This is a genomic window from Microbacterium sp. B35-30, assembly GCF_010634855.1.
Lineage (GTDB): Bacteria > Actinomycetota > Actinomycetes > Actinomycetales > Microbacteriaceae > Microbacterium.
Genome location: NZ_MWLQ01000001.1, coordinates 1 through 23,737 on the forward strand (window position 1 = coordinate 1; position 23,737 = coordinate 23,737).

General features: G+C 71.9%; 20 protein-coding genes. 13 read left to right on the forward strand and 7 right to left on the reverse strand.

The window, feature by feature from the left end; all coding sequences use genetic code 11:
* Positions 1-114: 114 nt before the first annotated feature.
* Complete coding sequence (locus tag B2K11_RS00005; RefSeq protein ID WP_163615784.1) at positions 115-1,737, reverse strand: MFS transporter; 1,623 nt, start codon at positions 1,735-1,737, stop codon at positions 115-117.
* A 74-nt stretch (positions 1,738-1,811) separates the two neighbouring features.
* Between B2K11_RS00005 and B2K11_RS00010 the strand changes: the two genes are divergently transcribed.
* On the forward strand, positions 1,812-2,501 hold the full coding sequence (locus tag B2K11_RS00010; protein WP_163615785.1) for a DNA-3-methyladenine glycosylase: 690 nt from the start codon (positions 1,812-1,814) through the stop codon (positions 2,499-2,501).
* A 14-nt stretch (positions 2,502-2,515) separates the two neighbouring features.
* On the opposite strand, the gene B2K11_RS00015 is transcribed toward B2K11_RS00010, so the two are convergent.
* Positions 2,516-7,837, reverse strand: coding sequence for a hypothetical protein (locus B2K11_RS00015; RefSeq protein ID WP_163615786.1), 5,322 nt, complete (start codon positions 7,835-7,837; stop codon positions 2,516-2,518).
* A 373-nt stretch (positions 7,838-8,210) separates the two neighbouring features.
* Between B2K11_RS00015 and rpmB the strand changes: the two genes are divergently transcribed.
* From rpmB to B2K11_RS00035, 4 genes are all read left to right on the forward strand, one after another.
* Entirely contained in the window at positions 8,211-8,447 is a 237-nt protein-coding gene (gene rpmB / locus B2K11_RS00020) for a 50S ribosomal protein L28 (RefSeq protein WP_055832508.1), read from the forward strand.
* Entirely contained in the window at positions 8,447-8,617 is a 171-nt protein-coding gene (gene rpmG / locus B2K11_RS00025; RefSeq protein ID WP_005051772.1) for a 50S ribosomal protein L33, read from the forward strand. The genes rpmB and rpmG overlap by 1 nt, the downstream gene beginning before the upstream one ends.
* Positions 8,618-8,620: 3 nt before the next feature.
* A complete protein-coding gene (rpsN, locus tag B2K11_RS00030; protein ID WP_163615787.1) occupies positions 8,621-8,926 on the forward strand; it encodes a 30S ribosomal protein S14 in 306 nt (101 codons plus the stop codon).
* A gap of 263 nt (positions 8,927-9,189) precedes the next feature.
* A complete protein-coding gene (locus B2K11_RS00035) occupies positions 9,190-10,341 on the forward strand; it encodes an alpha/beta hydrolase (RefSeq protein ID WP_163615788.1) in 1,152 nt (383 codons plus the stop codon).
* Between the two features lie 302 nt (positions 10,342-10,643).
* Here the strand turns inward: B2K11_RS00035 and B2K11_RS00040 are convergent, their stop codons facing one another.
* Positions 10,644-11,498 (reverse strand): alpha/beta hydrolase, encoded by an 855-nt coding sequence (locus tag B2K11_RS00040; protein WP_163615789.1) that lies wholly within the window; start codon positions 11,496-11,498, stop codon positions 10,644-10,646.
* A 235-nt stretch (positions 11,499-11,733) separates the two neighbouring features.
* Between B2K11_RS00040 and B2K11_RS00045 the strand changes: the two genes are divergently transcribed.
* From B2K11_RS00045 to B2K11_RS00055, 3 genes are all read left to right on the forward strand, one after another.
* Positions 11,734-12,330: a TetR/AcrR family transcriptional regulator gene (locus B2K11_RS00045; RefSeq protein WP_163615790.1), complete on the forward strand. Its 597-nt coding sequence runs from the start codon at positions 11,734-11,736 to the stop codon at positions 12,328-12,330.
* Between the two features lie 241 nt (positions 12,331-12,571).
* Positions 12,572-12,859, forward strand: a complete 288-nt coding sequence (locus B2K11_RS00050) for an HU family DNA-binding protein (RefSeq protein WP_163615791.1) — start codon at positions 12,572-12,574, stop codon at positions 12,857-12,859.
* Positions 12,860-12,961: 102 nt separating this feature from the next.
* Entirely contained in the window at positions 12,962-14,947 is a 1,986-nt protein-coding gene (locus B2K11_RS00055; protein WP_163615792.1) for a cytochrome c oxidase assembly protein, read from the forward strand.
* Between the two features lie 25 nt (positions 14,948-14,972).
* On the opposite strand, the gene B2K11_RS00060 is transcribed toward B2K11_RS00055, so the two are convergent.
* Both B2K11_RS00060 and B2K11_RS00065 read right to left on the reverse strand, forming a co-directional pair.
* Positions 14,973-16,133: a hypothetical protein gene (locus tag B2K11_RS00060; RefSeq protein WP_345770745.1), complete on the reverse strand. Its 1,161-nt coding sequence runs from the start codon at positions 16,131-16,133 to the stop codon at positions 14,973-14,975.
* 119 nt (positions 16,134-16,252) lie between these two features.
* Complete coding sequence (locus B2K11_RS00065; protein ID WP_163615793.1) at positions 16,253-17,086, reverse strand: NAD(P)/FAD-dependent oxidoreductase; 834 nt, start codon at positions 17,084-17,086, stop codon at positions 16,253-16,255.
* Positions 17,087-17,139: 53 nt separating this feature from the next.
* Between B2K11_RS00065 and B2K11_RS00070 the strand changes: the two genes are divergently transcribed.
* Both B2K11_RS00070 and B2K11_RS00075 read left to right on the forward strand, forming a co-directional pair.
* Positions 17,140-17,622, forward strand: a complete 483-nt coding sequence (locus B2K11_RS00070) for a MerR family transcriptional regulator (protein ID WP_163615794.1) — start codon at positions 17,140-17,142, stop codon at positions 17,620-17,622.
* Between the two features lie 9 nt (positions 17,623-17,631).
* A complete protein-coding gene (locus tag B2K11_RS00075; protein WP_163615795.1) occupies positions 17,632-19,014 on the forward strand; it encodes a DEAD/DEAH box helicase in 1,383 nt (460 codons plus the stop codon).
* A 247-nt stretch (positions 19,015-19,261) separates the two neighbouring features.
* Here the strand turns inward: B2K11_RS00075 and B2K11_RS00080 are convergent, their stop codons facing one another.
* Positions 19,262-19,915 (reverse strand): biliverdin-producing heme oxygenase, encoded by a 654-nt coding sequence (locus B2K11_RS00080; RefSeq protein ID WP_163615796.1) that lies wholly within the window; start codon positions 19,913-19,915, stop codon positions 19,262-19,264.
* A 58-nt stretch (positions 19,916-19,973) separates the two neighbouring features.
* Positions 19,974-20,300, reverse strand: coding sequence for a DUF2470 domain-containing protein (locus B2K11_RS00085; RefSeq protein ID WP_163615797.1), 327 nt, complete (start codon positions 20,298-20,300; stop codon positions 19,974-19,976).
* Between the two features lie 80 nt (positions 20,301-20,380).
* On the opposite strand from B2K11_RS00085, the gene B2K11_RS00090 reads away from it, so the two are divergent.
* The 3 genes from B2K11_RS00090 to B2K11_RS00100 all read left to right on the forward strand — a co-directional run bounded on the left by B2K11_RS00090 (position 20,381) and on the right by B2K11_RS00100 (position 23,675).
* Positions 20,381-21,646: a serine hydrolase domain-containing protein gene (locus tag B2K11_RS00090; RefSeq protein ID WP_163615932.1), complete on the forward strand. Its 1,266-nt coding sequence runs from the start codon at positions 20,381-20,383 to the stop codon at positions 21,644-21,646.
* Between the two features lie 47 nt (positions 21,647-21,693).
* Complete coding sequence (locus B2K11_RS00095) at positions 21,694-22,584, forward strand: EamA family transporter (RefSeq protein ID WP_163615798.1); 891 nt, start codon at positions 21,694-21,696, stop codon at positions 22,582-22,584.
* 89 nt (positions 22,585-22,673) lie between these two features.
* Positions 22,674-23,675 carry a Gfo/Idh/MocA family oxidoreductase gene (locus B2K11_RS00100; RefSeq protein WP_163615799.1) on the forward strand — a complete coding sequence of 334 codons (1,002 nt, stop codon included), beginning with the start codon at positions 22,674-22,676 and terminating at the stop codon, positions 23,673-23,675.
* Positions 23,676-23,737: the final 62 nt, after the last annotated feature.

A 23,737-nucleotide genomic window follows, 5' to 3' on the forward strand; every position in this document is an offset into this window, starting at 1 on the left:
ACATTCAGCGCAAGTGAACCGATTCAGCGGGCGCGGTGGCAGGGCGAACGCCGATCGGCAGGGGGTCCGGGACGCGTTGCGTGCGAGCGTCAGGCCGCGGGCCCTCGAGGATCGTCACGGGCCGGATGTCCCGTCCTTGCGCGCGGCCGGCACGGGGATCTTCGACGGCAGCCCGGTCGACAGTAGGAGCCCGAGCAGCGTCAGCGCGAAGACGAAGAACAGCGACTGGCGGAGCGACTCGACCTGCGTGTCGGCGTAGAGCCGGGCGACCTCCGACGCGGCGTCGGGGTCGGCACCGGCATCCGTCAAGAGATCCTCGGCCTGCTGCTCGGAGATGATGGGGGCGCCCTTCGACGCGCTCGCCACGACCTGTTCCCGCACGTCGTCGGGAAGCGTCGTGCTCTGCTGCACCGCGGCGGTGAAGCCCGAGGTCAGCAGCAGGATGAAGACGGATCCGACGATCGCCGTGCCGAACGACGAGCCGAGGTTCTGGAACGTGCCCTGCAGGCCGCCGACCTCGGACGTGTCGGACTGCTCCACCGCCGACATGTTGACGTTGCCGAGCTGCGAGGCGAGCAGCCCGAAGCCGGCGCCCACCACGAACATGCCGGTCGCGAAGAGCCAATCGGCGAGCTCGGGCCGCACGGCGACGAACACCAGGAGGAGGCCGACGCCGAGCGTGAGCTGGCCGATGCGGCCGAGGTTGCGGGCCGAACGCACGGCCGCCAGCCGCGAGCCGACCACGGAGAAGAGGATGAGCCCGATCGACAGCGGCAGGATCTTCAGGCCCGTCTGCAGGGCGTCGAAGCCGAGGATCGTCTGCAGGTACACCGGGATGACGAAGAAGAGAGCGGCGATCGCGAAGTACTGCGCCATGAACATCGTGAGGCCGCTGCGAAGAGCCGGGATGCGGAGCAGGCTGACCTTGAGCAGGGGCACCCGCCCGGTGCGCTCGAGCTGCTGCTGACGCTTCACGAACAGCCAGAGCACGACGACCGACAGCAGGATCATGTACGCGACCGGCGAGATGCCGAGTGGGGCGAACGGCTCGCCGTTGATCACTGGAGGGTTCAGGGGCTCGAACCAGCCCCACGTCTTGCTCTGCAGGATGCCGTACACGAGGAGCGCGAGACCCAGGGCCGACAGCACGACGCTCAGCAGGTCGATGCGCAGCGTGCGGTCGCCCGGCACGTCCTTGATGCGCCCCGACACGATCAGCACGAGCGTCATCACGATCGCCTCGGCGACGAAGACGTAGCGCCACGACGAGTACGTGGTCACGAGTCCGCCGATGAGGGGTCCTGCCGCCGCGGCGCCGCCGGTGACGGCGCCGAGCACCGCGAACGCGACGACCCGCGCGCGGCCCTCGTAGTTGATCGCGGCGAGGGCGGCGATCGCTGGGATCACGAGCACTGCGCCGAGACCCTCGACGAGCGACCACCCGATCATCAGGACGGTGAGGTTGGGGCTCAGCGCGGTCGTCAACGAGCCGATGCCGTAGATGACGGAGCCGATCCGGAACGCGAGGCTGCGCCCCCAGCGGTCGCCGAGCTTGCCGCCGGTGAGCATGAACGCCGCCATCGTGAGCGCGTAGAAGGTGATGGCCGCCTGCATGCCCGAGATGTCGGTGCCGAGGTCGGCGGCGACGGTCGAGATCGAGACGTTCATCACCGTGCTGTCGAGCACCATGATGAACTGCGAGACGCTCAACAGGATGAGTGCGAACCAGTTCCCCATGCGCGAACAGTATCGCTCGCAGCAACTGCCGCGAGACCGTCGGCGCGCCGACGCGCGGACGTAGACTCGGCGGCATGGTGCGGGAGCTCTGGAAAGCGGCGACCCGCGCGGACCTGCAGCACCTTCCCGCCGACGTCGCGCCGCGCCTCCTCGGTGCCCGGCTCACGACCGTGGTCGAGGGCGAGACCGTGGTGTTGCGGCTCACCGAGGTCGAGGCGTACCACGGCCGCGGCACCGGCACGGTGCCCGATCCCGGCTCGCACGCGCGCATGGGGCCGACGCCGCGCAACGCCACGATGTGGGGCGAACCGGGTCACCTGTACGTCTACCTCAGCCACGGCATCCACTCCTGCGTCAACGTCGTGTGCGGACCGGACGGCGTCGCCGGCGGTGTGCTGCTGCGGGCGGGTGAGGTGCTGGAGGGGGCGGATGCCGCGGCCCGCCGTCGGCCGGCGGCTCGCACGCCGCGCGACCTGGCGCGCGGACCCGGCCGGTTGGGCGATGCCGTGGGACTGCGGCATCCCGTGCACGATGGCATCGACGCCATCACGGGAACCGCCCTTCACGGCGCTGTCGCCCGACTGGAGCTGCTCGCCGAGCCGCTGGCCGAGGTGGCGTCGGGCCCGCGCGTGGGCGTGGCGGGGGTCGCGGGCACCGCGGTGTTCCCGTGGCGCTACTGGATACCGGGTGAGTCGACGGTGTCGCCCTTCCGGTGGGGGCGCGGCGCGCGCGAGGCCGGCCCGGGCGTGATCAGCCCGTCGTGATCAGCCCGTCGTGATCAACGCAGCGACGTGACGGCCGTGATGGCGGCGCGCAGCTGCTGCACCCGTCGCTCGTAGCGCGCCGCGATGAAGATCAGCACGGCGCCTCCGATGCCGAGCCACAGCCACCACGGCACGGCGACGTACGACGTCGAGATCAACGGCCAGAGCTGCGCGATCCCGTGCACGAGCAACACGGCCGAGCCGAGCACGAGAGGCGCCTGCAGCGCGAAGACCGCGCCGACCACCACCAGGCCGACGGCGACGACGCCGAGCGCCACGATGCGCCACAGCTCCGCCTCGCCGAAGAAGTCGTACAGCAGCGAGGGCAGCAGGAGCAGGGCGAGCCATGGGCCGAGTGCGGGCCAGGTGCGGGACTCCGGCCGGCACCGCAGCGTGCGAGCACCGTAGGCGATTCCGCCGAGCGCCGCGGGCACCGTCACGAGCTCCACCGGGTCGACACCGAAGGCGAAGAACGCCAGGGTGCCGAAGACGGCGCCGGTCAGGGCCGCGACGACGGCGGGCGCCGCTCCGAGCCGGCCGCGCCACACGGCGCCGACGTACGCCGCCGCGGTCAGGATCGTCATGGTGGTCGCGGTCCGCAGTTCATCGAGGCCGGTGCCGGTGCCGGCGGCGAGGAGGGCGGTCTCGGCCGCTCCGACGAGCACCACCGCCAGGGCGAGCCCGATGCCGACGGTGAGGTCGACGCGTCGCGACTTCGTGGCGCGCATCGCCGCCGTGACGACCGCCACCGCGATCGCGGCCGCCGCGACCACCCACAGATCGGCTTCGAATCCCGGGTCGCCCGCGACGGCGAGGAAGCGCACCCCGCATCCGATGGCCACGACCACGAGCCCGCCGACGGCGAGCACCGCGCCGAGGGCCGCCCACCGCCGGAGCCCCAGGGCGGCCGCGCCCGCGACGGCGGCCGCGCCGGCGATCGCGACGGTCACTGCGACGACCCCTGCGTCGTCTCCGGCGCGCAGCAGCGTCGTCGTGGCGAGCAGGGCGACCCCCGCGGCCGCCAGCCAGGCCGCCACCCGCGCCTCCGCGAAGGTGACCGCGGTGGCGGTGAGACTCATCGCCACCGCGACGGCGCCGACGGCCGCCGTGGCGGCTGCCGCGTCGCCGAATGCGAACCAGGGGTCGAAGAGCACGCGCACGCCCATCGCCAGCGCCGCCGCGGCGAGGATCAGCGCCGACGGCACCCGCACGCGCCACGCGTCCGGGATCGGCGTCAGCGAGATCGCGACCGCGGCGATCAGCCCGATGCCGATGAGCAGCCAGACCCGGGCGGGCTCCGCCGGAGCGAGGAGGCTCGGCACGGTGGCGAGCGCCAGCGCCGCCGACCACACGTACTGCTCGCCCGCCGGCCACGTCGTCCCGGTACGGCGGCGACGACGCACCGCCAGGACGGCTCCGAGCCCGCACGCGGCGGCGATCGGCAGAGTCGCGAACTCGATCTCCCGGGTCCCTCCGGCCAGCACCGACACGCCTGCGACGGCGATGGCGCCGGCCAGCGCCGTCCATCTGGTCGCCCGGGCGAACGGTGCCCGCCCGAGGGCGGCCGAGGCGAGGTGCGCCGCGAGGAGCACGGCGAGGGCGCCGGCGACGACGGCGCCATGGCCGACGAAGCCCAGCACCACGAGGGCCCCCGCACCGAGCGCGGCCGGCGGCGCCGCGACGGCGTAGCCGCGCGACGACAGCCGCTCCGGCCGTGCCCCGGCGAAGCCCACGCCCGAGGCGTACCCGACGGCGACGGGAAGCGCGAGCCAGGCCGTCTGCCACGGCCAGGCGTCCGTCGACCAATCGACCGCGCGATCGACGGCGGCGAGGGTGAGGGCGAGCAGGGCGACCGTCGACCCGACGACCGACGGGGGACGGATGCCGCGCACCGGAGGCAGCGCGAGCAGCACGCACACCAGGGCGGCGACGAGAGCGACGACGGTGCCGAAGAGCGGCTCTTCCGCCGCGGCCGCCACCCCGAAGACGCTCGCGGCCCCCCATGCCGTGAGGGCCGGCCAGACGAGGCCGACGGTCAGCGCGGCGCCGAGGGCGATGCTCGCCTCGGCGCGACGGCGGAGCCGAACGAGTACAGCGGCGAACCCCGCCAGCACGACCGTCACGGGAGCGGCGTAGGCCTCGAGCGCGAAGTCGGCGTCCGGCGTGCCGGCACCGAGCAGCGCCCACCACGCCGCGCACGCGGCGACGGCCGCCGGCCAGGCGAGCAGGCGGCGCGGGGCCGTCATGACGGGCAGGCCGGCGCGCCGTGTGGCGAAGCGGTCGTCGGCCGCATCGACGGCGGGCGGCGCGGCCCAGCCGCGGGTGACGGATGCCGCGCCGCACGCGAGCGCGACCAGTGCGAGCAGTGCCCACACGAGGTCGGGGGCGATGCCCCAGACGATGCACAGCCCGGTCAGCAGCGCGCCGAGATCGGCGGCGGTGCGCGCGCGGAGCGGGGCGAGCGGCCGGGCGGCGGGCGTGCCCTGGACGGCGATGCCCAGGTCAGTGCTGCCCAGGGCGGTGGTGCCCAGGGCGGTGGTGCCCTGGTCGGTGGTGGCCTGGTCGGTGGTGGCCTGGTCGGTGGTGCGGGACGGAGCCGTTGCCGGACGCGAGGCGTCGGGGCCGGCGGGTGTGCCTTCTTTCGCGCGCGCCGAGGTGACCGCGATCGCGGCGGTCGCGAGGGTGACGAGGACCGGCCCTGCGGCGAGGACCAGCGTCGCCCACCCCTCGTCGCTCGCGCCGGCCATGTCGAGCGCCGAATGGCCGAGCGCCGCGATCGCCGGGGCGGCGAGCAGTGCGGCGGCGGGTACGGCGTGCCCGCGCAGCCGCGTGCGACCCATCGCGATCAGCGCGAGGAGCGCGAGGAGCGCGACCCCTCGCACCAGCCCGGCGAAGGGCTCGCCGATCACGGCGACGGTCGCCGCGGTGGCGGCATCCGTGGCCACGTCGTCGGCCGCCGCGACCAGCGTCCAGACCAGCGTCAGCGTCGTCAGCGCATAGCCCGAGACGGCGAGGCCGATGCGGCTGGCCGTGTCGATGCGCAGGAAGGCCGCGGCCACGAGCGTCGCCAGTGCGACCCACTGCAGCAGGGCGAGGCTGACGGCAGGCCCCGAGCCGGTGAGCCCGGTCGCGGCGCCGAGTGCGGCCGGGGCGATGATCGCCGCCACCACTGCGACCGCCACCGGCGCCAGCGCGAGCACGACGGCGAGCGGCCCGACGGCGCGCCGCACCGTGCGCAGCAGCACCGGGTAGCCGGCCGCCGCCGCGACTCCGATGAGCCAGAGCCACGGGGTCGCGGTGCCGGCGGCGAAGGCGATGACCACGGCGATCGCGCCCGACATGCTCGCACCCTCGAGCGACGCGGCCCGAGGGAGTCGCCCGAGAGGTACCCGGGCGCCGGTCTGCGCGTCATCGGCCGAAGCGGCCGGCTCGGCACCGACGCCGGGCGCGGCACGGCGGATCTCCCGCGCGACGTGCGTCGACGCGCGGGCGGCGCCGACGAGAGCGGCCACCGCGATGAGGAGCGCGGTGCCGACGAGCACGGCGGGGATGGCGGTGCGTGCCGCGGCCGCCAGGAGCAGCAGGGTGACGACCACGGCGCGCAGATCGCTCAGCAGAGGCCGGCGCAGCGTGGGGGCAGCGAACAGCAGCCCGGCCATCGCGACGGCCGCCGCCACCCCGATCAGGGCCGCCTCGGGAGCCGAGGGCGGCAGGGTGAAGGCATCCGTGTGCCAGCTGCTCCACCCCGATGCGATCGCCGACTCCGCCTGCAGCACCCAGAGGATGAGGGTGCCCGCGATCGACAGGCCCCCGATCCCCGCGGCGGTGAGAGTGGCGGGCACGAGCGCGCTCGAGGCGCGAAGCGTGCGTGCGAGATCCAGCCCGACGGCGACCGCGACCGCCAGCACCGGGCCGACGAACACCGTGAACACGGGCTCATCCAGGCGCAGCGCGAGAAACCAGCCCGCGAGGCCGACGACCGCGGCAGCGACGCTCGAGGCCACGCCGGCGATGACGCCGGCGCCGGGAAGGGGCTCGACGCCGGGGCGGGGCTGCGCGGCCCATGCGTGCGCCGCGCCCAGCACCGCCACGAGCGCGGCGCACCACACCACCACGGGTGCCGCGTCGCCCGTCGCAACTGCGGCGGTCACGGCGGCGCCGATCAGCGAGCCGACTCCCGCCAGCGCGAGGACGAGGCGCTCCGGCACACTCGCCGCTCCGCTCCTCGCCGCCGACCACGGCGCCGGCAGCGCGTGCGCGAGGCCTCCGGCGGCAGCGCCCAGGAAGCCCGCGGTCACGGCCTCGGCGGTCGGCAGGTCGATCAGGCCTCCGACGAGGAAGGCGGCACCCGCCGGCAGTGCGAGGGAGGCGGCCAGGTCGGGACCCCGCAGCCCCGAGATCCGCGACCACAGCCGGCACAGCACCGCGACGACGAGCGCCGAGATCCCCGCGTACACCGCGGGGTCGGTGGAGCCCGCGCCGAACAGGTCGTTCGCCCGCACCGCCCACGCGTCCAGCGCGAGCAGCCCCACCCCGAGCACGCCGATCGCCTCGGCTGTCGCGTCGAGGTCGCGCCGTCGCAGCCACGACGCCAGCACCACGGTCGCCAGGGTGATGCCGCCGATGATGAGCGCCCGCGCCTCGATCCCCGCGACGAACCACGCCAGCAGCAGGAAGAACACCGCGGCGATGCCGACGAGCGAGACGCCGACGATCAGCAGCAGCACCGGCACCGTGAGGCGGCGGCGGGGTGCGGCGGACGTCACAGCGGAGGGTGTGACCGGGTCTGCTCCGCTCGGCACCGTCGCCGGCGTGGACTCCGGCGCGGCGGGTCCGTGCGCCGGGATGCGGGGGCGGGCGACCGCGTCGGCGTCGGCGACCGTGCCGGCGTCGCCGTCGGCGTCGGCCACCGTCGCCGCCGCGACGAACGTGGACGCAGTGACGGGCTGATCGACCGTCGCCGGAGCGACGATGCCGGGGGTCACGTGGGAGCCGACGGCCACGCCGGCCACCTCGGCTGCCGTGGTCGCTGAGGTGACGGTGAGCGGCAAGGGCGCGGCATCCGTCACCACCGCCTCACCCGTCGCGATCGGCGCGTTCGCAGTGGACGAGAGACGGATGTCGTCGATCAGGCGCTGCCGCGCCAGCTCGACCGACAGGATCTCGCGGCCGAGCTCGAGCACGCGCACCGCACGCGGGTCGGTCAGCTCGAATCCGCACGAGCCGCAGGCGCGCGCCGAGATGACGGCGAAGCACGACGGGCAGCGATGCGCGTCGGCGAGGTCGAACGGGGACGCCGGCCACAGCCGGGCCTCCTCGTGCGAATCGATGTCCATCGCCTCTCCCCCCGATTTGACGAACATGTTCCACCGGGACCGCCGGCCGCCGCGAGAAGTTGTAGACAACCGCAATGGTCGGCACCTGGCGGACGGCCGCCGTTGGCCGTCCTGTCAGGAAGGATTCCCGCGCCGGAATATGGGGGGAGCATCGCGCCGGCGGTGTCCGTTGGACACATTGTGGGCCGTTCCGTCCCGCGTCAAGGCCGACACGCCGTCCGTGCTAGACTGACTCTTCGTCTGCGCGCACTCCAGCACGCAGTTCGCATCCCACTTTCAGATCGAGGCCTTCATCGGCCGGATCGAACGCGGGATGCAGACAAGGGATCTTGGGTGGGGCCGTCCGGCTCCACGGTACTAAGGAGACATCACTATGGCAGCAGTGTGCCAGGTGACTGGAGCAGTTCCCGGCTTCGGTCACAACATCTCGCACTCGCACCGCCGGACGAAGCGCCGCTTCGACCCGAACGTGCAGAAGAAGACCTACTTCGTTCCGTCGCTGGGTCGCAACATCAAGCTCAACGTGTCGGCCAAGGGCATCAAGGTCATCGACGCCCGCGGCATCGAGTCGGTCGTCCGTGACCTCCAGGCGAAGGGTGTGAAGCTCTGATGGCCAAGAAGGCACAGGACGTCCGTCCGATCATCAAGCTGCGTTCGACCGCCGGCACGGGTTACACCTACGTCACGCGCAAGAACCGCCGCAACAACCCCGACCGCATCGTGCTGAAGAAGTACGACCCGGTCATCCGCAAGCACGTCGAATTCCGAGAGGAGCGTTGATCCATGGCTAAGAAGAGCAAGATCGCGCGCAACGAGCAGCGCAAGGCGGTCGTCGACCGCTACGCCGCCAAGCGCGCCGAGCTGAAGAAGGCGCTCGTCTCGCCGACGTCGACCGACGAGGAGCGCGAAGCCGCTCGCGTGGGTCTGCAGAAGCTGCCCCGCAACGCCTCGCCGGTGCGCGTGCGTTCGCGCGACGTCATCGACGGCCGCCCCCGCGGTGTCCTCACGAAGTTCGGCATCTCGCGTGTCCGCTTCCGTGACATGGCGCACCGTGGCGAGCTGCCCGGCGTGACCAAGTCCAGCTGGTAAGCACCCGCTTGCAGAAGGCCCGCAGTTCCTCGGAGCTGCGGGCCTTCTCACATCTCCGAGGCGGCCGCGCGCGCCGCTCCGCACCGATCCAGGGGATTCGCGCCGAGAACGAGGACGTCGCTCCCGGTCTCGCCGCGAATCCCCTGGCTCGAGCCCAAGACGCGTGATGCGGGACGGCTGGAGGCACCATTCGGCCGGCGTCAAGCCCGGGCGCGCATTGGCGACGCCGTCTTAAGCTCTGATCATCGACACGGGGAGGGCCGATGGATCTCGATCCGTTCTTCGAAGAGCGACTGCGGGTGCATCGCAGGCACCTCTTCGATAAGGCGCTGGGCTCGGTGCGCTCGCGGCTGAGCGCGCTGTGGCCGTTCGCCCGCGGGCCGGCGGCGATGACGGGCATGGGCGGCGGCGGTCCGGCGCCGACCACTGCCCAGAAGTCGGCGGATGTCGCGCCCCAGGCATCCGCAGCGCCCCAGGCATCCGCAGCGCCGATGCCGCCGCTGGGACCGCGCGCTCGCGCGCGTGCCCGGCACCGCAAGGCGGCGCTCGCATGGGACCGCCGCGAACTGCACCAGGTGGGCACGGCCGGGACGCGGATCCGCACCACGGAACACGTCGTCGAGGTGCCGGGTCACCCGAAGGTGCGGGTGCGGGTGTACCACCCGGATCCCGCCGATGCTCCGCCGCAGGGGATCCCGGGCGTCCTCTCGCTGTTCGGTGGGGCCTTCCGCATCGGAGGCATCGGCTATCCGACGACGGATGCCGCGAATCGCCGTCGCGCGCACGACGCCGGCGTCGTGGTGGCCGCGGTCGATTACGCGCTCGCTCCCGAGCATCAGTACCCGGTGGCCGTCGAGCAGGCGTACGCAGCCCTCGAGTGGCTCTTCGCCTCGGCGGACGAGCTCGGCGTCGACCGCCGGCGCATCGCGATCGCCGGAGTCTCGGCCGGGGCGAACCTCGCCGCGGCGGTCACGCTGGTGAACCGAGACCGCGCCGGTCTTCCGCTGCGGCTGCAGCTGCTCGAGGTGCCGGTGGTCGACCTGACGGGGCGCCACCTCGACCTGCGGGCGACCCGGCGGCTCGGCATCCCCCGGTTCATCGCGATGCGCGAGCTGCGTTCGGTCGCCAACACGTACCTGCGCCGACCGGCCGACGCGTACGAGCCGTTCGCCTCGCCCCTCCTCGCCGCGTCCCACGAGGGGCTGCCGCCGGCGGTGATCCTCACCGCGGAGTACGACCCGCTGCGCGGCGACGGCGATGCCTACGGGGCGGCGCTGCGGAGGGCGGGGGTCGATGCCAGCGTCGTGCGCTACCAGGGCGTGACGCACGACACACCCCTCTTCGCCGGCGCCCTTCCCGCCGCGAGGCGCTGGCATGGCGACGTCGTCGCCGCCCTGCGCGGCCTGAACGCCTGATGCCGGTGCTCGTTCCTCGCACGCTCAACGACCGAGAGAGGTTCCGGTGAGCGAGGGAGCGCCAGCGACCGAGACGAAACGCCTCGAGCCGACGTTCTGCGCCGGGCGCTGAGCGTTTCGTCTCGCTCGTTCCTCGCTCGCTCAACGAACGGGGACGCGGCGAGGCCCGAGACTCTGGCGAGCCCCGGGCCTGTGCGTCCCACCGCGGACACCGGCCGGGACACCACCCGACCGTGGAAGCACCAGGCGGCTGGTGCCTCGACGGCGGGGTGGTTCCCCGGCGGCGCGGGGCGGGCCTCCGGTTACCGCGCCGCCTCCGTCTCGGGAGCCTGCTCCGTTTCGCGCACCTGGTGCGTCGTCGCCCACTCGAGCGCGTAGTCCGCGATCTCCTCCCAGCCGTCCTGGCTCACCAGGCGGTGGGTGCGGCCCGGGTAGGTCTTGTCGTCGACGACGGCCGGGCTTCCGGACTTCTTGTACTTCTTCACGATCGCCTCGCCGATGGCCGGCGGCACGACGTGGTCGATCTCACCCGTGATGATGAGGAGCGGGGCGCGATCGGCGCGGGTGTAGTCGACGTGCGTGACGCCGCCCTTCTCGTTGAGCACCGACAGGACGCCTTCGAAGAAGACCCGGTTGTAGGAGTTCACGGCGAACTCCTCCCAGAGATTGTCGGACTCTTCGCGGGGCAGGTCGTTGCCGAAGGTGAAGTGGAAGTGGCGCTTCGACAGCGGCTTGGCGCCGTTCTTGCCGAAGGGGTTCGCGAGGATCGGCGTGCCGGTCCAGAGCGTCGAGAGCGGGAGGGCGGTGACGCCGGCGGTCTGTCCCGGGGCGACGCCGACGTACGCCACGCCGAGGCCGCGGTCGGCGAGCATCTGAGTGAGGACGCCGCCGAAGGAGTGGCCCATGATGATCGGCTTCTGGGGCAGCTCGCGGATGATGCGCTCGTAGTTGTCGGCGATCTGCTTCAGGCCGATCCCCTTCAGGGCTTGGGGGTTGTTGCGGATGTCCTCGACCGTGCGGTCGTCGATCCCGGGCCAGCCGGGGACGATGACCTGGTGGCCGGCGGCGCGGAACCGCTCGGCCCAGGTGTCCCAGCTCTTGGGCGTCATCCAGAGTCCGTGGATGAGGACGATGGGGGTCTTGGTCGTGGTGTCCATTTCGTGCTCCCTGGTGTGGTCTGGCGGTGGTTGTGCGGTGGTCCTGCGGTGCTGTCAGTGGCGGATCCTGGTGTGTCTCCGGCTGATGTATCCTGACAGTAGACCGAACGTTCTATCTACGCAAGAGTATTCCCAGGTTTCTTGGAGAAGATTCCGGAAAGCACGGGGTGCACCGACTCTCCGCCAGGTCAGCGGGCAGAAACGGTGGCACGATGGAAGCACTCGAGGGGGATCCATGAGCACCACCGTCGCCGCGACGAGCGCGGCACGCACTTCATCACCGGCGCGGGAGCGGCTTCTTCAGGCGGCGACCGACCTCTTCTACAACGAGGGCATCCACTCGGTGGGCGTCGACCGGATCATCGAGGTGGCGGGTGTCACCCGCGCGACGATGTACAAGCATTTCGCCGGCAAGGAGGGCCTCGTGCTCGCCTATCTGGAGGGCGAGGACCTGGGCCTGCGCTCGCTGTTCGCCGAGGCGGCGCAGGCGTCGGACGACCCGGACGTGCTGCTCGACCTCGTCGTGGCCGGCATCGAGCAGGACATCCGCGACCGCCACACGCGCGGCTGCCCCTTCATCAACGCTGCGGCCGAGTACCCCGCCGAAGGGCCGGTCCGCGAGCTGATCGCCGACCACCGCGAGTGGTTCCGCGGCACCCTCCGTCAGCTCGCCGAAGGTGCCGGGCTGCGCGATCCCGAAGGGGTCGCCGCATCCCTCGTGCTGCTGCGCGATGCCGCACTCGTGGGCGGCTACCTCGACGGCCAGGACCGCGTCGGCCCCGCCTTCGCGCGCACGGCGCGCGTCGTCATCGCGGCGGCTCGGCGAGCCTGAACCCGCTCTCCGTCGCGCCGCCACGGGGCGGCCGAGGTTCGCCGCCAGACGGCACACCAGTCACATCCGTCACTCCTGTCACACGACACGCGGCCCGAATCCTCAGAAAACCGCGAAAATACGCGGATCTGTCGGCCATGTCGGGTACATTCGGTCCCGGTCGAACAGACCAGCCGGGGGGCGAAGCCATCCGGTCCCAGCAATGACAAGACGGCACCCGCTGTCTTTGGAGGACATACCAATGGCCGACAAGACCATCACCAAGACCGAACTCGTCGCGAGCATCGCGAGCGCGACCGGCCAGAGCCAGTCGGCCGTCTCGGGCGTGCTCGACTCCCTCTTCTCCACCGTCTCCGACGCGGTCGCCGCCGGCAGCAAGGTCGCCATCCCGGGCTGGATCGCCTTCGAGCAGGTCGCCACCTCGGCGCGCACCGGCCGCAACCCGCAGACGGGCGAAGAGATCAAGATTCCCGCGGGCAAGCGCGTCAAGGTCACCGCGGGCTCGAAGCTCAAGGCTGCCGTCAAGTAATCCCACGCAGACCTCTGGAGAGGGGATGCCGCACCTCGCGGCATCCCCTCTCCTGCTGTCTGCGGGCTCGGCGACCGGAATCCGGCAACGTAGGCTGGTACGGTGAACCCCCGCGCGCTGCGGGCCGCCGGGCCTGCACTCCTCGTCGTCGCCGCGCTCGCGGTGATGGTGTGGGCGCTGGCGTTCGGCGGCGGCACCGCCCCGCTCGCGATCGCGGATCCCGGACCGTTCGTGCGGTGGGGGCTCCCGACGGCGAAGCTGCTCGTCAACCTCTCCGCCGCCGGCATGCTCGGGGTGCTGGTCACCGCGCTGTTCGCCCTGCGCGCGGGCGAGCGGGAGTTCGACACCGCCCTCGACACCGCGTCGATCTCGGCTGCGCTGTTCACCATCGCCGCTGCGGCGACCGGGTTCCTGACCTTCGTCGACGCGTTCAACCCCGTCATCAGCATGGGCCCCGAGTTCGGCGCGCAGGTCGGCCGCTACATCGTCGAGACCGAGGTCGGCCGCACCTGGCTCATCACCACGCTCGCGGGCGCCGCGCTCACCGTGCTGACCTTCGCCGTGAGGTCGTGGACCGCCACGTTCTTCGTCGCGCTGCTGGCCGCGGCATCCCTCGTCCCGATGGGCACGCAGGGCCACTCCGGTGAGGAGGCGTTCCACCACGAGGCGATGACGGCGCTGATCCTGCACATCATCGCGGCGGCGGTGTGGCTGGGCGGGCTGCTGCTGATCGTGATCGTGCGGCCGCTGCAGTCGCGCGACGACAGCGCCGCGACGGTCGGGCGCTACTCGAGCATCGCGCTCGCCGCCTTCGCGGTCGTCGCGGTCTCGGGCACGGTGCGCGCCGCGATCGGACTGCAGGACTGGTCAGCGCTCGTCTCGCCCTACGGCGTGATCCTGGGTGTGAAGGTGCTGGCACTGATCGCGCTCGGGCTCTTCGGCGCCTGGTACCGCACGCGGCTCATCGGCCGCATGCGCGACACCGACCGGGCAACCCGGTCGTTCTGGACGCTCATCGTCTTCGAGCTCGTGCTCATGGGCGCCGCGAGCGGTGCGGCGGCCGCGCTGGCACGCACCCCTCCGCCGGTCACCGCGCTGATCCCGGAGAGCCCGACGCCCGCCCAGCGCCTGACCGGCGCACCGCTGCCGCCCGAGCTGACCCTCGACCGCTGGCTCACGTCGTGGAACGTCGACCTGCTGTGGGCCGTCGTGGCCGGGTTCGCGATCTTCTTCTACCTCGCGGGCGTCTGGCGCCTGCGCCGCCGCGGCGACGCGTGGCCGCTCTATCGCACGCTCATGTGGGTCGCGGGCTGGCTGCTGCTGGTCTGGGTGACCGGCGGCGTCATCAACGTCTACCAGGACTACCTGTTCAGCATGCACATGGTCGCGCACATGCTGCTGACCATGGCGATCCCGCTGCTGCTGGTGCCCGGCGCGCCCATCACGCTGGCAGCGCGGGCCATCCGCAAGCGCGACGACGGCACGCGCGGTGGGCGCGAGTGGATCCTGTGGGCGGTGCACTCACCGGTCGCCCGGGTGCTGACGAACCCGTTCATCGCCGCCGCGCTGTTCGTCGGCTCCCTCTGGGTCTTCTACTACACCGAGCTGTTCCGCTGGTCGCTGTACGACCACCTCGGGCACGAGTGGATGATCGCGCACTTCCTCATCACCGGCTATCTCTTCGTGATGACCCTCATCGGCATCGACCCGGTCCCCTACCGGCTGCCCTACCCCGGGAGGCTGCTGCTCCTGATCGGCGTCATGGCGATGCACGCCTTCTTCGGCATCGCGATCATGATGCAGGAGGGCCTGATGATCGCCGAGTGGTTCGGCTCGATGGGCCGCATCTGGGGTGCCACCCCGCTCGAGGACCAGTACACCGGCGGCGGCATCGCCTGGTCGATCGGAGAGATCCCGACGCTCATCCTCGCGATCACCGTGGCGATCCAGTGGAGCCGCAGCGACGACCGTGAGACGAAGCGGCGCGACCGTCATGCCGACCGCACCGGGGATGCCGAGCTCGAGGCGTACAACGCCCGCCTGGCAGAACTCGCCGAGAAGGACGCCAAGGCGGGCACCGGACGCTGAGTCCGCGACGGCGACCGCAGCAGCGTCAGGTGGTGTCGGGGCCCGTCACGACGATCGTCACGTTGCCGTCGGGGCGCACCGTGATCGCGCCCTTGACGATGAACGGCACGTCTTCGGACACCGTGCGCACCTTGCCGTCGAAGATCGAGCGGATGTCGACCTCGATGTGCGCGACCGCCTCGGAGGGGAGGATCGACCAGCCGGCGCCGTCGGGCTCGACGGCGACCGTCGGCTGCGTCACGATCGACCAGGCCGGCAATGAGGCGATGCGGTCCTGCACGAAGAAGCCGAACGGGCACGCCGTCGGCTGCAGCACCTCCTGCGTCGCGCACGCGGTGAGGAACTCCTCGACCTCGTCCTGCACGACGGTCAGGAACTGCTCGGTGGGCTGGGCCTGCACGTTCACCGGGATCGCGCGGAACGGGCTGTCCGAGAGCACCGCCACCCCCGGGGTGCTGGAGATCGCCGTGTCGACCGACACCGAGTACAGGCCGGGTGAGAACACCAGCAGCGAGACGGGGGCGGCGGGATCGGCATCCGCCCCCTCCGGTGAGACCTGGCGCTTGTCGATCTCGAAGCCGTTCACGTCGAACACCATCGAGCCGGTGACACCGAGGTTCATGACGGCCAGCGGGCTCTTCGCGAAGCGCCACGTGGGCGCGAGGCCGATCGAGCCGTCGCGCTCGACGGCGAAGGTGGTGCGGCCGTCGTAGCGGCCGGCCAGGTACTCGATGGTGACGCGGGTGATGTCACCGTCCTGCTCCTGGGACACGACCTCGACGTCGGTGATCGGTGCCAGGGCGGCGCTGCGCAGCAGCGCGTCGGATGCCGTGGACGGCAGCCCCGCAGCCTCGAGGTCGGCGGTCGTCACATCGACCCCCGGTACCGTCAGCGCATCGGCGGCGCGGCCCTCGGCGAGCAGGTCGACGTAGCGCTCGACGAACGCTGCGGGGCTGTAGAACTGGCGCTCGATCACGCCCCATGCGGCGAACACGGCGCCCACCAGCGCGAGGCCGACGACGCCGAGAAGTGAGAGGTCCAGCGCGAGACGGCCTCGACGGCGGGGCTTGTGCGGCGGCTGGATCAGGGCCGGTTCCGGTTCGGAGGCGAGGGTGGGCGGGGTCGCGTCGACGGCCGGAGGCGCACTCGCGCGACCGGCTGCCGTGCCCACTGCCCCCTGGTCCACCCGGCCAGTCTAGGAAAGACCGACCGGGAGGCCCCTGTGGACAGCCGACATTGTCGCGGACCTGAAACATTCGGGACTGCCCGTCCCCTTCGGCGATGCCGCGACCGGTTCCGCCCAGGTCAGGCCATGATCGCGTCCCGGACGGCACTGGCGCCCGCCAGCTGGCCCGAGGCGATCGCGGCCGCCAGCGACACCATCGGCCCGGGGACGACGGCGAGGTGGGCCATGTCGCCGCCCGCGTACACGCCGGGCACCGTCGTGCGTCCGAGCGGGTCGATCTCCACGCCGCCGCTCGGAAGGATGCCGCAGCCCAGCTGCTCGGCGAACGGTGCGCGCTGCGTCGACGTCGCGGCCGTGAAGACGCCTGCGACGCGTTCGGCTCCGCCTCGGAGGAGCTCGAGCTCGAGACCGCCGTCGACCTCGGTCACCGCGGCGACGTCCGCCGGACGCGCGAGGAAGGCCGAGGCGACGACGGGGCGCAGCATCCGTTCGATCATGGCACCGTGCTCGCCGTCGACGAGAATGCCGATGCGCTCCCCGGCGAACTCGTGGCCGTGACAGAACGGGCACTGGGCGACGCGGCGACCCCACTGGCCCGCGAGGCCGGGGACGGGCGGAAGCTCGTCGCGCATGCCGGTGGCCAGCACGATCCGGTGCGCCCGCTCCACGCCCTGGGCCGTGGTGACCTCGAAGCCGCCGATCTCCCCGGCGACCGTCGTGACGGCGCCGGTGCGCAGCACGACCGTGTCGTAGGCGGCGAGCTCGGTGCGGCCGATGCGGCGCAGCTCGGCGGGGCTGCGGCCGTCGTTGGTGAGCAGGTTGTGCGCGTGCTCGACGGTGGCGTTGCGATACTCCCCGGAGTCGAGCAGCAGCACGGTGCGATGCATGCGGCCGACGGTGAGGGCGGCCTGCAGGCCCGCCGGGCCGCCGCCGATCACGATGACGTCGTACATGAGTGGTCCTCTCGTCGTTTGCGTCCGGAGAGATTCTGTGACTTCATGTCGACATGAAGTCAAATCTGTCGATCGGGGATGCCGCGGCCCGGTTCTCGCTGCCGACTCACGTGCTGCGCCACTGGGAGGACATGGGGCTGCTCACTCCCGCGCGCGACGGCGGCGACCGGCGACGCTACGGCGATGACGACCTGGTGCGGATCGGCGTGATCGTGCGCAGCAGGAGCGCCGGCATGAGCCTGGAGCAGATCGGCGTGCTGCTCGACGAGCAGGCGCCCGAGCGGCACCGGGTGCTCGAAGAGCACCTCGCCGACCTCGGCCGCCGGATGGCCGACATGGAGCGCTCGCGGCGCATGACCGAGCACGCCCTGCGCTGCCGGTCGCACGACATCACGACGTGCCCGCGGTTCCGGGCGATCATGGACGAGGTCGTCGCGGGCACCGGCAGCTGGCGCGACGCCGAGCCGCCTGTGGACAGTGACACGTCGTCCACCGATTCGGGCGCGGGCAGCCGGGAGGCGGCATCCGCTCGTTAGCATGAATCGGTGACCACAACGCCTTCTCCTGCCGGCCTCGCGCTGTCGGCCGAGCAGGAGGCGCTGTTCCGGCTCATCGAAGACACCCGCGAGCATGTGTTCGTCACCGGGCGCGCCGGCACCGGCAAGTCGACCCTGCTGCAGCACCTGGCATGGCACACGAGCAAGCAGATCGCCGTGTGCGCGCCGACCGGCGTCGCGGCGCTCAATGTGGAGGGCCAGACGATCCACTCCCTGTTCAAGCTGCCGCTGGGGATCATCGGCGCGCACGACGAGGATCAGTCCGATGCGACGCGCAAGCTGCTCAACGCCATCGACACGCTGGTCATCGACGAGATCTCCATGGTCAACGCCGACCTCATGGATGCCATCGACCGCGCGCTGCGCAAGGCGCGGGGACGCCGCGGCGAGCCTTTCGGCGGCGCGCAGATCGTGATGTTCGGCGACCCGTACCAGCTGGCCCCGGTGCCGCCGCGCGGGGACGAGCTGCGGTACGTGAACGACCACTACCGCTCGTTCTGGTTCTTCGATGCCAAGGTGTGGGTGGGTGAGTCGGCGAGCGACGGCATCCTCGACGTCGGCTCGTACGGCGCCGAGCTGAACATCCGCGAGCTGGTCGACATCCACCGGCAATCCGACCCGGCGTTCAAGGCCATGCTCAATGCGGTGCGCTACGGCCACGTGACCGCCGACATCGCGGAGGTCCTCAACAGCACCGGGGCACGCACTCCCCCGGACCCGGTCGACGGCGAGCACCCGATCATCACGCTGGCCACCCGCAACGACATCGTGAACAACATCAACCGGCGGCACCTGACCGAGCTCGTCGGTCGTGAGCAGACCGCGATGGCCGAGGTGAACGGGGACTTCGGACGAGGGGATGCCGCGTACCCGGCCGATCTCGAGCTCAAGCTCAAGGTCGGCGCCCAGGTGATGTTCCTGCGCAACGACACCGCCTCGTTCGGTGAGCCGCCTCGATGGGTGAACGGCACGATCGGGACGGTCACGCGGATCGCCGGTGAGACGGTGCGCGTCGACGTCGAGGGCGAGGAGTTCGACGTCGAGCCCGCCGTCTGGGAGAAGTACCGATACTCGTACAACCCCGGATCCAAGCAGCTCACGCGCGACATCGTCGCGGAGTTCACCCAGTTCCCGCTGCGGCTGGCGTGGGCGGTCACGATCCACAAGTCGCAGGGCAAGACCTACGACCGTGCGATCATCGACCTGGGCTCCGGGGCGTTCGCCCCGGGGCAGACCTACGTGGCGCTGTCGAGGCTGACCTCGCTCGACGGGCTCTATCTCTCCCGCCCGCTGCGGCCGCGCGACATCCAGGTCGACCCCGACGTGCGGCGCTTCATGGCGTCCGCAGTGCGCCGGCCAGCGGCATCCTGAATCGCAGTCCCGTCCGTCTGCCGCCCATGGCAGTGCGCGGAAAGTCGGCTCGGTGACGGCGACACGCCGCTGACGGATGCCGCGACCCGGGCGTGTCAGGTGACGGACCCGTGTTTTCGCATCTGGAGGGCGGGGTGGGGCGGGGTGGGACGGGTCCAGGCGACCGGGAACCGGGCCGGGCGAACCGGCGGTCAGGCGACCTGGCGGTCAGGCGACCAGGCGGTCAGGCGGTCAGGCGAACCGGCGGTCAGGCGACCTGGGCGGCCTTCGCGTGAGCGAGGTCCTCGAAGAGCTCGGTGTTGAAGCGGTAGGCGAGCAGGACCTCGTCGATGACGCGCTCCTGCTCGGCGGCATCCCAGGGTGCCGCGTCCAGCTGCTCGCGGTAGACGTCTTTGAAGGCCTTCGGGTCGGCGATGTCCTCGAAGAGGTAGAAGCCGATGCCGTTGGTGTCGAACCCGAAGCGGCGGGCCATCAGCCGGCCGATGAACTGGCCGCCCGACAGGTCGCCGAGGTAGCGGGTGTAGTGGTGGGCCACGAAGCCGCCCGCCCACGTCGCGCCGACCTCGTTGATGCGATCGACGTAGCGCTGCGTGGTCGGCAGCGGCTCGATGTGCTCTTGCCAGTCGGGCCCGACGAGGAACTCGAGGTCCGCCTCGAGCGCGGGCAGGCGCGTGAGCTTGTCGGAGATGAAGACCGCGGCGACCGGGTCGTTGCGCATCTGGCCGGCGGTGCGCTCGAGCGCCTCGTAGATGAACCAGTGCTGGGCGACCAGCGCGACGTAGTCGTCCCGCGTGCCCTCCCCCTTCATGAGGTCGGCCATGAAGCCGGAGTGCTCGCTCGAGGAGTGCGAGCTGCTCGAACGCTCGCGCAGGGCGGTCGAGAACGGGATCGGGTCGCTCATACCTTCATGCTAACTGAAGATAAGGCGAACCTAACAAAAATGTTCTCCAGGCCGCGGCCTAGGCGTGCGGGCGCGGCTCGATGTCCAGACGCCGGCACGCCTCGTCATAGAGGGCGACGATCTCGCGGCGCACCTCGCGGCGCTCGGAGATCGGCCCCGACGGCCACGGCACCTCGACGTCGGCGGTCGAACCGTCGGCGAGCGTCGCCTGCCACACTCCGCGGTCGCCGTCGAACCCCGTCATCGCCGAAGCGGTGATCTCGGCATCCGCGATCCCCGCATCGGCGGCGAACGCGCGGGCGATGAGGAGGTTGTCGTCGCCGTGATCGCCGTTCATGTGGCTGAGCACGCCGGTGAGGGCGTCATCGTCGAAGTGGTGCGTCATGCTGACACCCTACGGATCGCCGTTCACGGCAAGCGACCATGGTGTGTTTGAATTCAATGCACGATCGTCGGGGGGTGAGAATGCGGACCCGGTCTACACGTCGCCGCGCCAACGCGGTCATCGCCGGTGCTGTGGCGTCCGTTCTCCTGCTCGCCGGCTGCTCGTTCGGCGGGGGGATCGAGCCGGATCTGCCGCCGCAGTCGGAGGACGCGCTGCCCGATGAGACGGTGCAGCGCTTGACGGATGCCGTCACCCACGCGATGGGCACCACCGGGTCGTCCGGCGCCATCGTGGGCGTCTGGGCGCCGTGGAGCGGCGCCTGGGTGGCCGGCCTCGGCACGCAGCGGCCCGACGGCGGCGGCGAGGTGACCGCCGATCTGGCGTTCCGCGCCGGCAAGGTGACGCGGGCGATGACATGCGACGTGCTCTTCGAGGTCGCCGCTGCCGGAAAGGTGAAGCTCGACGACAGCGTCACCGCCTACGTATCGGGCGTGCCCGACCTCGCCGAGGTCAGTCTGGTCGAGCTCTGCGACGGCACATCGGGGATCGGCTCCTTCGCCGGCCAGCTGTACTCGTCGTGGCTCACCAATCCGGCACGCGACTGGGAGCCCCGCTACCTCGCGAGCTTCGGGCTCGGCCAGCCGCGCTCGGGCGAGCCCGGCGCAGCCTACCGCGACTCCGATGCCGGCTACGTGCTGCTGGGGCTGGCGCTCGAGCGCGCCACCGACATGACGGCGGCGGACCTCATCCAGACGTACCTTGCCGATCCGCTGGGTCTGGACGCGACCGCGCTCGGCGACCTTCCCGAGGAGGGGGTGCTGAAGGGCGGGCAGTCGGTGAACAACGCCGAAGGCGTGCTCGACTGCGCGGCACCCCTCGACCTGACCGCGGCGTCGACGAGCAGCGGGTTCACCGACGCCGGCGCCGTCACCGACATCGAGGATCTCGGCCGCTATGTGCAGGCGCTCGCCTCGGGCGCGCTCGTGGAGGACGACGACCGCTTCGGCGCCCCGGTGGCGGTCGCCCCCGACGGTCCGTCGTGGTACACCACCGACGGCGGTGCGCTGATCGCGGGGTCGCTCATCGGCCAGTACGGCAAGGTGCCGGGCTACATCACCGCCGCGTTCGCCGACCCGTCGACCGGGCTGACAGTCGCCGTCGTGCTCAACAACTCGGCCGCCGACGCGGCGGTGGGCGAGTACCTCGCATGGGAGCTTGCGGCGATCGCGTCGAAGGCGCCCGCGGCCGCCGGCCAGGCGGTGCCCGAGGCGGGACTGCCCTGGACGCCCGAGCAGTACCACGACGCCATCGCCGCCGCAGCGGTGTGCACGCCGCCGGCCACGTAGTGAGGGCCGGCGCCGGCGCGGGCGGTACCGGGGCCGGCGCGAGCCTGATGGGCGGATCGGGTCCGAGCGCAGGATCGGGGGCCACACCCGCGATCGTGCTGGTGATCGCGGGCCTGGCGTGCCAGGAGGTCGGCGCATCGCTCGCGGTGCTGCTGTTCCCCGCGGTCGGGCCGCTCGGCATGGTGATGCTCAGGCTGGTGTTCTCGGCGATCGTGCTGCTGCTGATCGCCCGGCCCCGGGTGCGCGGGCATTCGCGGTCGGACTGGACCGGGGTCGCGCTCTTCGGCCTGGTGCTCGCGTTGATGAACGGCCTGTTCTATCTCGCCCTCGAGCGCCTGCCGCTCGGCATCACCGTCACCATCGAGGTGCTGGGGCCGCTCGTGCTGTCGATCGTCGCCGCCCGCCGTGCATCCGCCTGGCTGTGGGCGGTGCTCGCCCTCGCCGGCGTCGTCGCACTGGGCGGCGGCGGGTGGGACCGCCTCGACCCGCTGGGCGTGCTGTTCGCGCTGGGCGCGGCCGGCAGCTGGGCGTTCTACATCCTGGCGTCGGCGCGGGTGGGGAGGGCGTTCGCTCAGCTCGACGGCCTGGCGCTGGCGATGACGGTGGGGGCGGTCATCGCGCTGCCGTTCGGGATCGCGGATGCCGGATCCGCCCTCCTGCGCCCTGAACTCGTCGCGCTCGGCGCCGCGGTCGCGATCCTGTCGTCGACCATCCCCTACGCGTTCGAACTCGTCGCCCTCCGGCGCCTGCAGGCCGCGGTCTTCGCGATCCTGATGAGTCTCGCCCCGGCGACGGCGGCCCTCGCGGGCTTCATATTCCTCGGCCAACATATGACGTGGCTCGAGATCGCCGGCATCGCACTCGTCATCGCGGCGAGCATCGGCGCGGTGCGCTCCTCGGCCAGGGCCGCGCGCGAAGCGGCGGAGCCGATCGCCTGACGCGGCACCGGACATCGCGCGGGTGGGTGGACGGATGCAGACCGGCGGCGTGCGACGGCGTGACCGGCGGGCTCGATACGATCGGGGCCATGACTCAGGCGGACAACACGGTGCAGACGAGATGGGCCGTGCTCGGTCCCGGAGCCATCAGCAGGGACTTCGTGGTGGGGCTTCGGGCCTCGCAGCACGGTGTGCTGCACGCGGTCGGCAGCTCGTCGGCGGAGCGGGCGGGGGCCTTCGCCGCGGAGTACGGGGCCGCGGCATCCGGCACCTACGACGAGATCCTCGCGCGCGACGACGTCGACGCCGTCTACGTCGGGACCGTGCACACGACGCACGCCGACCTGGCGGTCCGCGCGCTGGAGGCCGGCAAGGCCGTGCTGTGCGAGAAGCCGGCGAGCCCCACGCTGAAGGAGGTCGAGCGCATCCTCGAGGCCGCTGCCCGCACGCAGCGACCGTTCCTCGAGGCCTTCAAGACGCGGTTCGGGCCGTTCGCCGACGCGCTGCGAGAGCTCGTCGCCGGTGGCGAGCTCGGCCCGCTCGAGCGTGTCGAGGGAGCGTTCGGGTTCGAGGCGCCGACCCACGAGGGCCGGCTGTTCGATCCCGCACTCGCGGGCGGCGCGATCCTCGACGTCGGCTGCTACCCGCTCGCGCTGGCGATCGACCTCGCCGCCGCGGCCGGACAGCCCATCGACGCTCCCGACTATCGCGGCTTCGACGCAGAGCTCGTCGCTGGGGTCGACGGCTGGGCGACGGCCGCGATCGCGTTCGGCACAGTGACGGCGGAGATCGCGACGTCGGTCGTCGAGGATCTCTCCGACCTGGCGATGCTGCACTTCGCCGAGGGCGACGTCCTCCTCCCGAACGCGTGGGGAAGCCGCACCGAGAGCCCGTCGAGGATCATCGTCCGCCGCGGTGCCGAGGAGCGGGTGATCGAGGTGCCGGTCGTGCAGCCCATGGCTGCGGAAGCCGATGCGCTGTCGCTCGCCCTCGCCGAGGGCCGGCTCGAGGTGCCGCAGATGCCGTGGTCGCACACGCGTGCCGCGGCGCGCGTGCTCACGGACTGGCGCGCGGCCGCCCTTGCCGGCTGACGCCGACAGCCCTGGACGCCGGCGACACCGGGCGGCGGCATCCGTATTCCGCGTGCGGAAAT

Bases quoted from the DNA above. Each gene is read 5' to 3' on its own strand.
- B2K11_RS00005 (WP_163615784.1), bottom strand. From the start codon at position 1,737: ATGGGGAACTGGTTCGCACTCATCCTGTTGAGCGTCTCGCAGTTCATC.
- B2K11_RS00010 (WP_163615785.1), top strand. From the start codon at position 1,812: ATGGTGCGGGAGCTCTGGAAAGCGGCGACCCGCGCGGACCTGCAGCAC.
- B2K11_RS00015 (WP_163615786.1), bottom strand. From the start codon at position 7,837: ATGGACATCGATTCGCACGAGGAGGCCCGGCTGTGGCCGGCGTCCCCG.
- rpmB (WP_055832508.1), top strand. From the start codon at position 8,211: ATGGCAGCAGTGTGCCAGGTGACTGGAGCAGTTCCCGGCTTCGGTCAC.
- rpmG (WP_005051772.1), top strand. From the start codon at position 8,447: ATGGCCAAGAAGGCACAGGACGTCCGTCCGATCATCAAGCTGCGTTCG.
- rpsN (WP_163615787.1), top strand. From the start codon at position 8,621: ATGGCTAAGAAGAGCAAGATCGCGCGCAACGAGCAGCGCAAGGCGGTC.
- B2K11_RS00035 (WP_163615788.1), top strand. From the start codon at position 9,190: ATGGATCTCGATCCGTTCTTCGAAGAGCGACTGCGGGTGCATCGCAGG.
- B2K11_RS00040 (WP_163615789.1), bottom strand. From the start codon at position 11,498: ATGGACACCACGACCAAGACCCCCATCGTCCTCATCCACGGACTCTGG.
- B2K11_RS00045 (WP_163615790.1), top strand. From the start codon at position 11,734: ATGAGCACCACCGTCGCCGCGACGAGCGCGGCACGCACTTCATCACCG.
- B2K11_RS00050 (WP_163615791.1), top strand. From the start codon at position 12,572: ATGGCCGACAAGACCATCACCAAGACCGAACTCGTCGCGAGCATCGCG.
- B2K11_RS00065 (WP_163615793.1), bottom strand. From the start codon at position 17,086: ATGTACGACGTCATCGTGATCGGCGGCGGCCCGGCGGGCCTGCAGGCC.
- B2K11_RS00070 (WP_163615794.1), top strand. From the start codon at position 17,140: ATGAAGTCAAATCTGTCGATCGGGGATGCCGCGGCCCGGTTCTCGCTG.
- B2K11_RS00080 (WP_163615796.1), bottom strand. From the start codon at position 19,915: ATGAGCGACCCGATCCCGTTCTCGACCGCCCTGCGCGAGCGTTCGAGC.
- B2K11_RS00085 (WP_163615797.1), bottom strand. From the start codon at position 20,300: ATGACGCACCACTTCGACGATGACGCCCTCACCGGCGTGCTCAGCCAC.
- B2K11_RS00090 (WP_163615932.1), top strand. From the start codon at position 20,381: ATGCGGACCCGGTCTACACGTCGCCGCGCCAACGCGGTCATCGCCGGT.
- B2K11_RS00095 (WP_163615798.1), top strand. From the start codon at position 21,694: ATGGGCGGATCGGGTCCGAGCGCAGGATCGGGGGCCACACCCGCGATC.
- B2K11_RS00100 (WP_163615799.1), top strand. From the start codon at position 22,674: ATGACTCAGGCGGACAACACGGTGCAGACGAGATGGGCCGTGCTCGGT.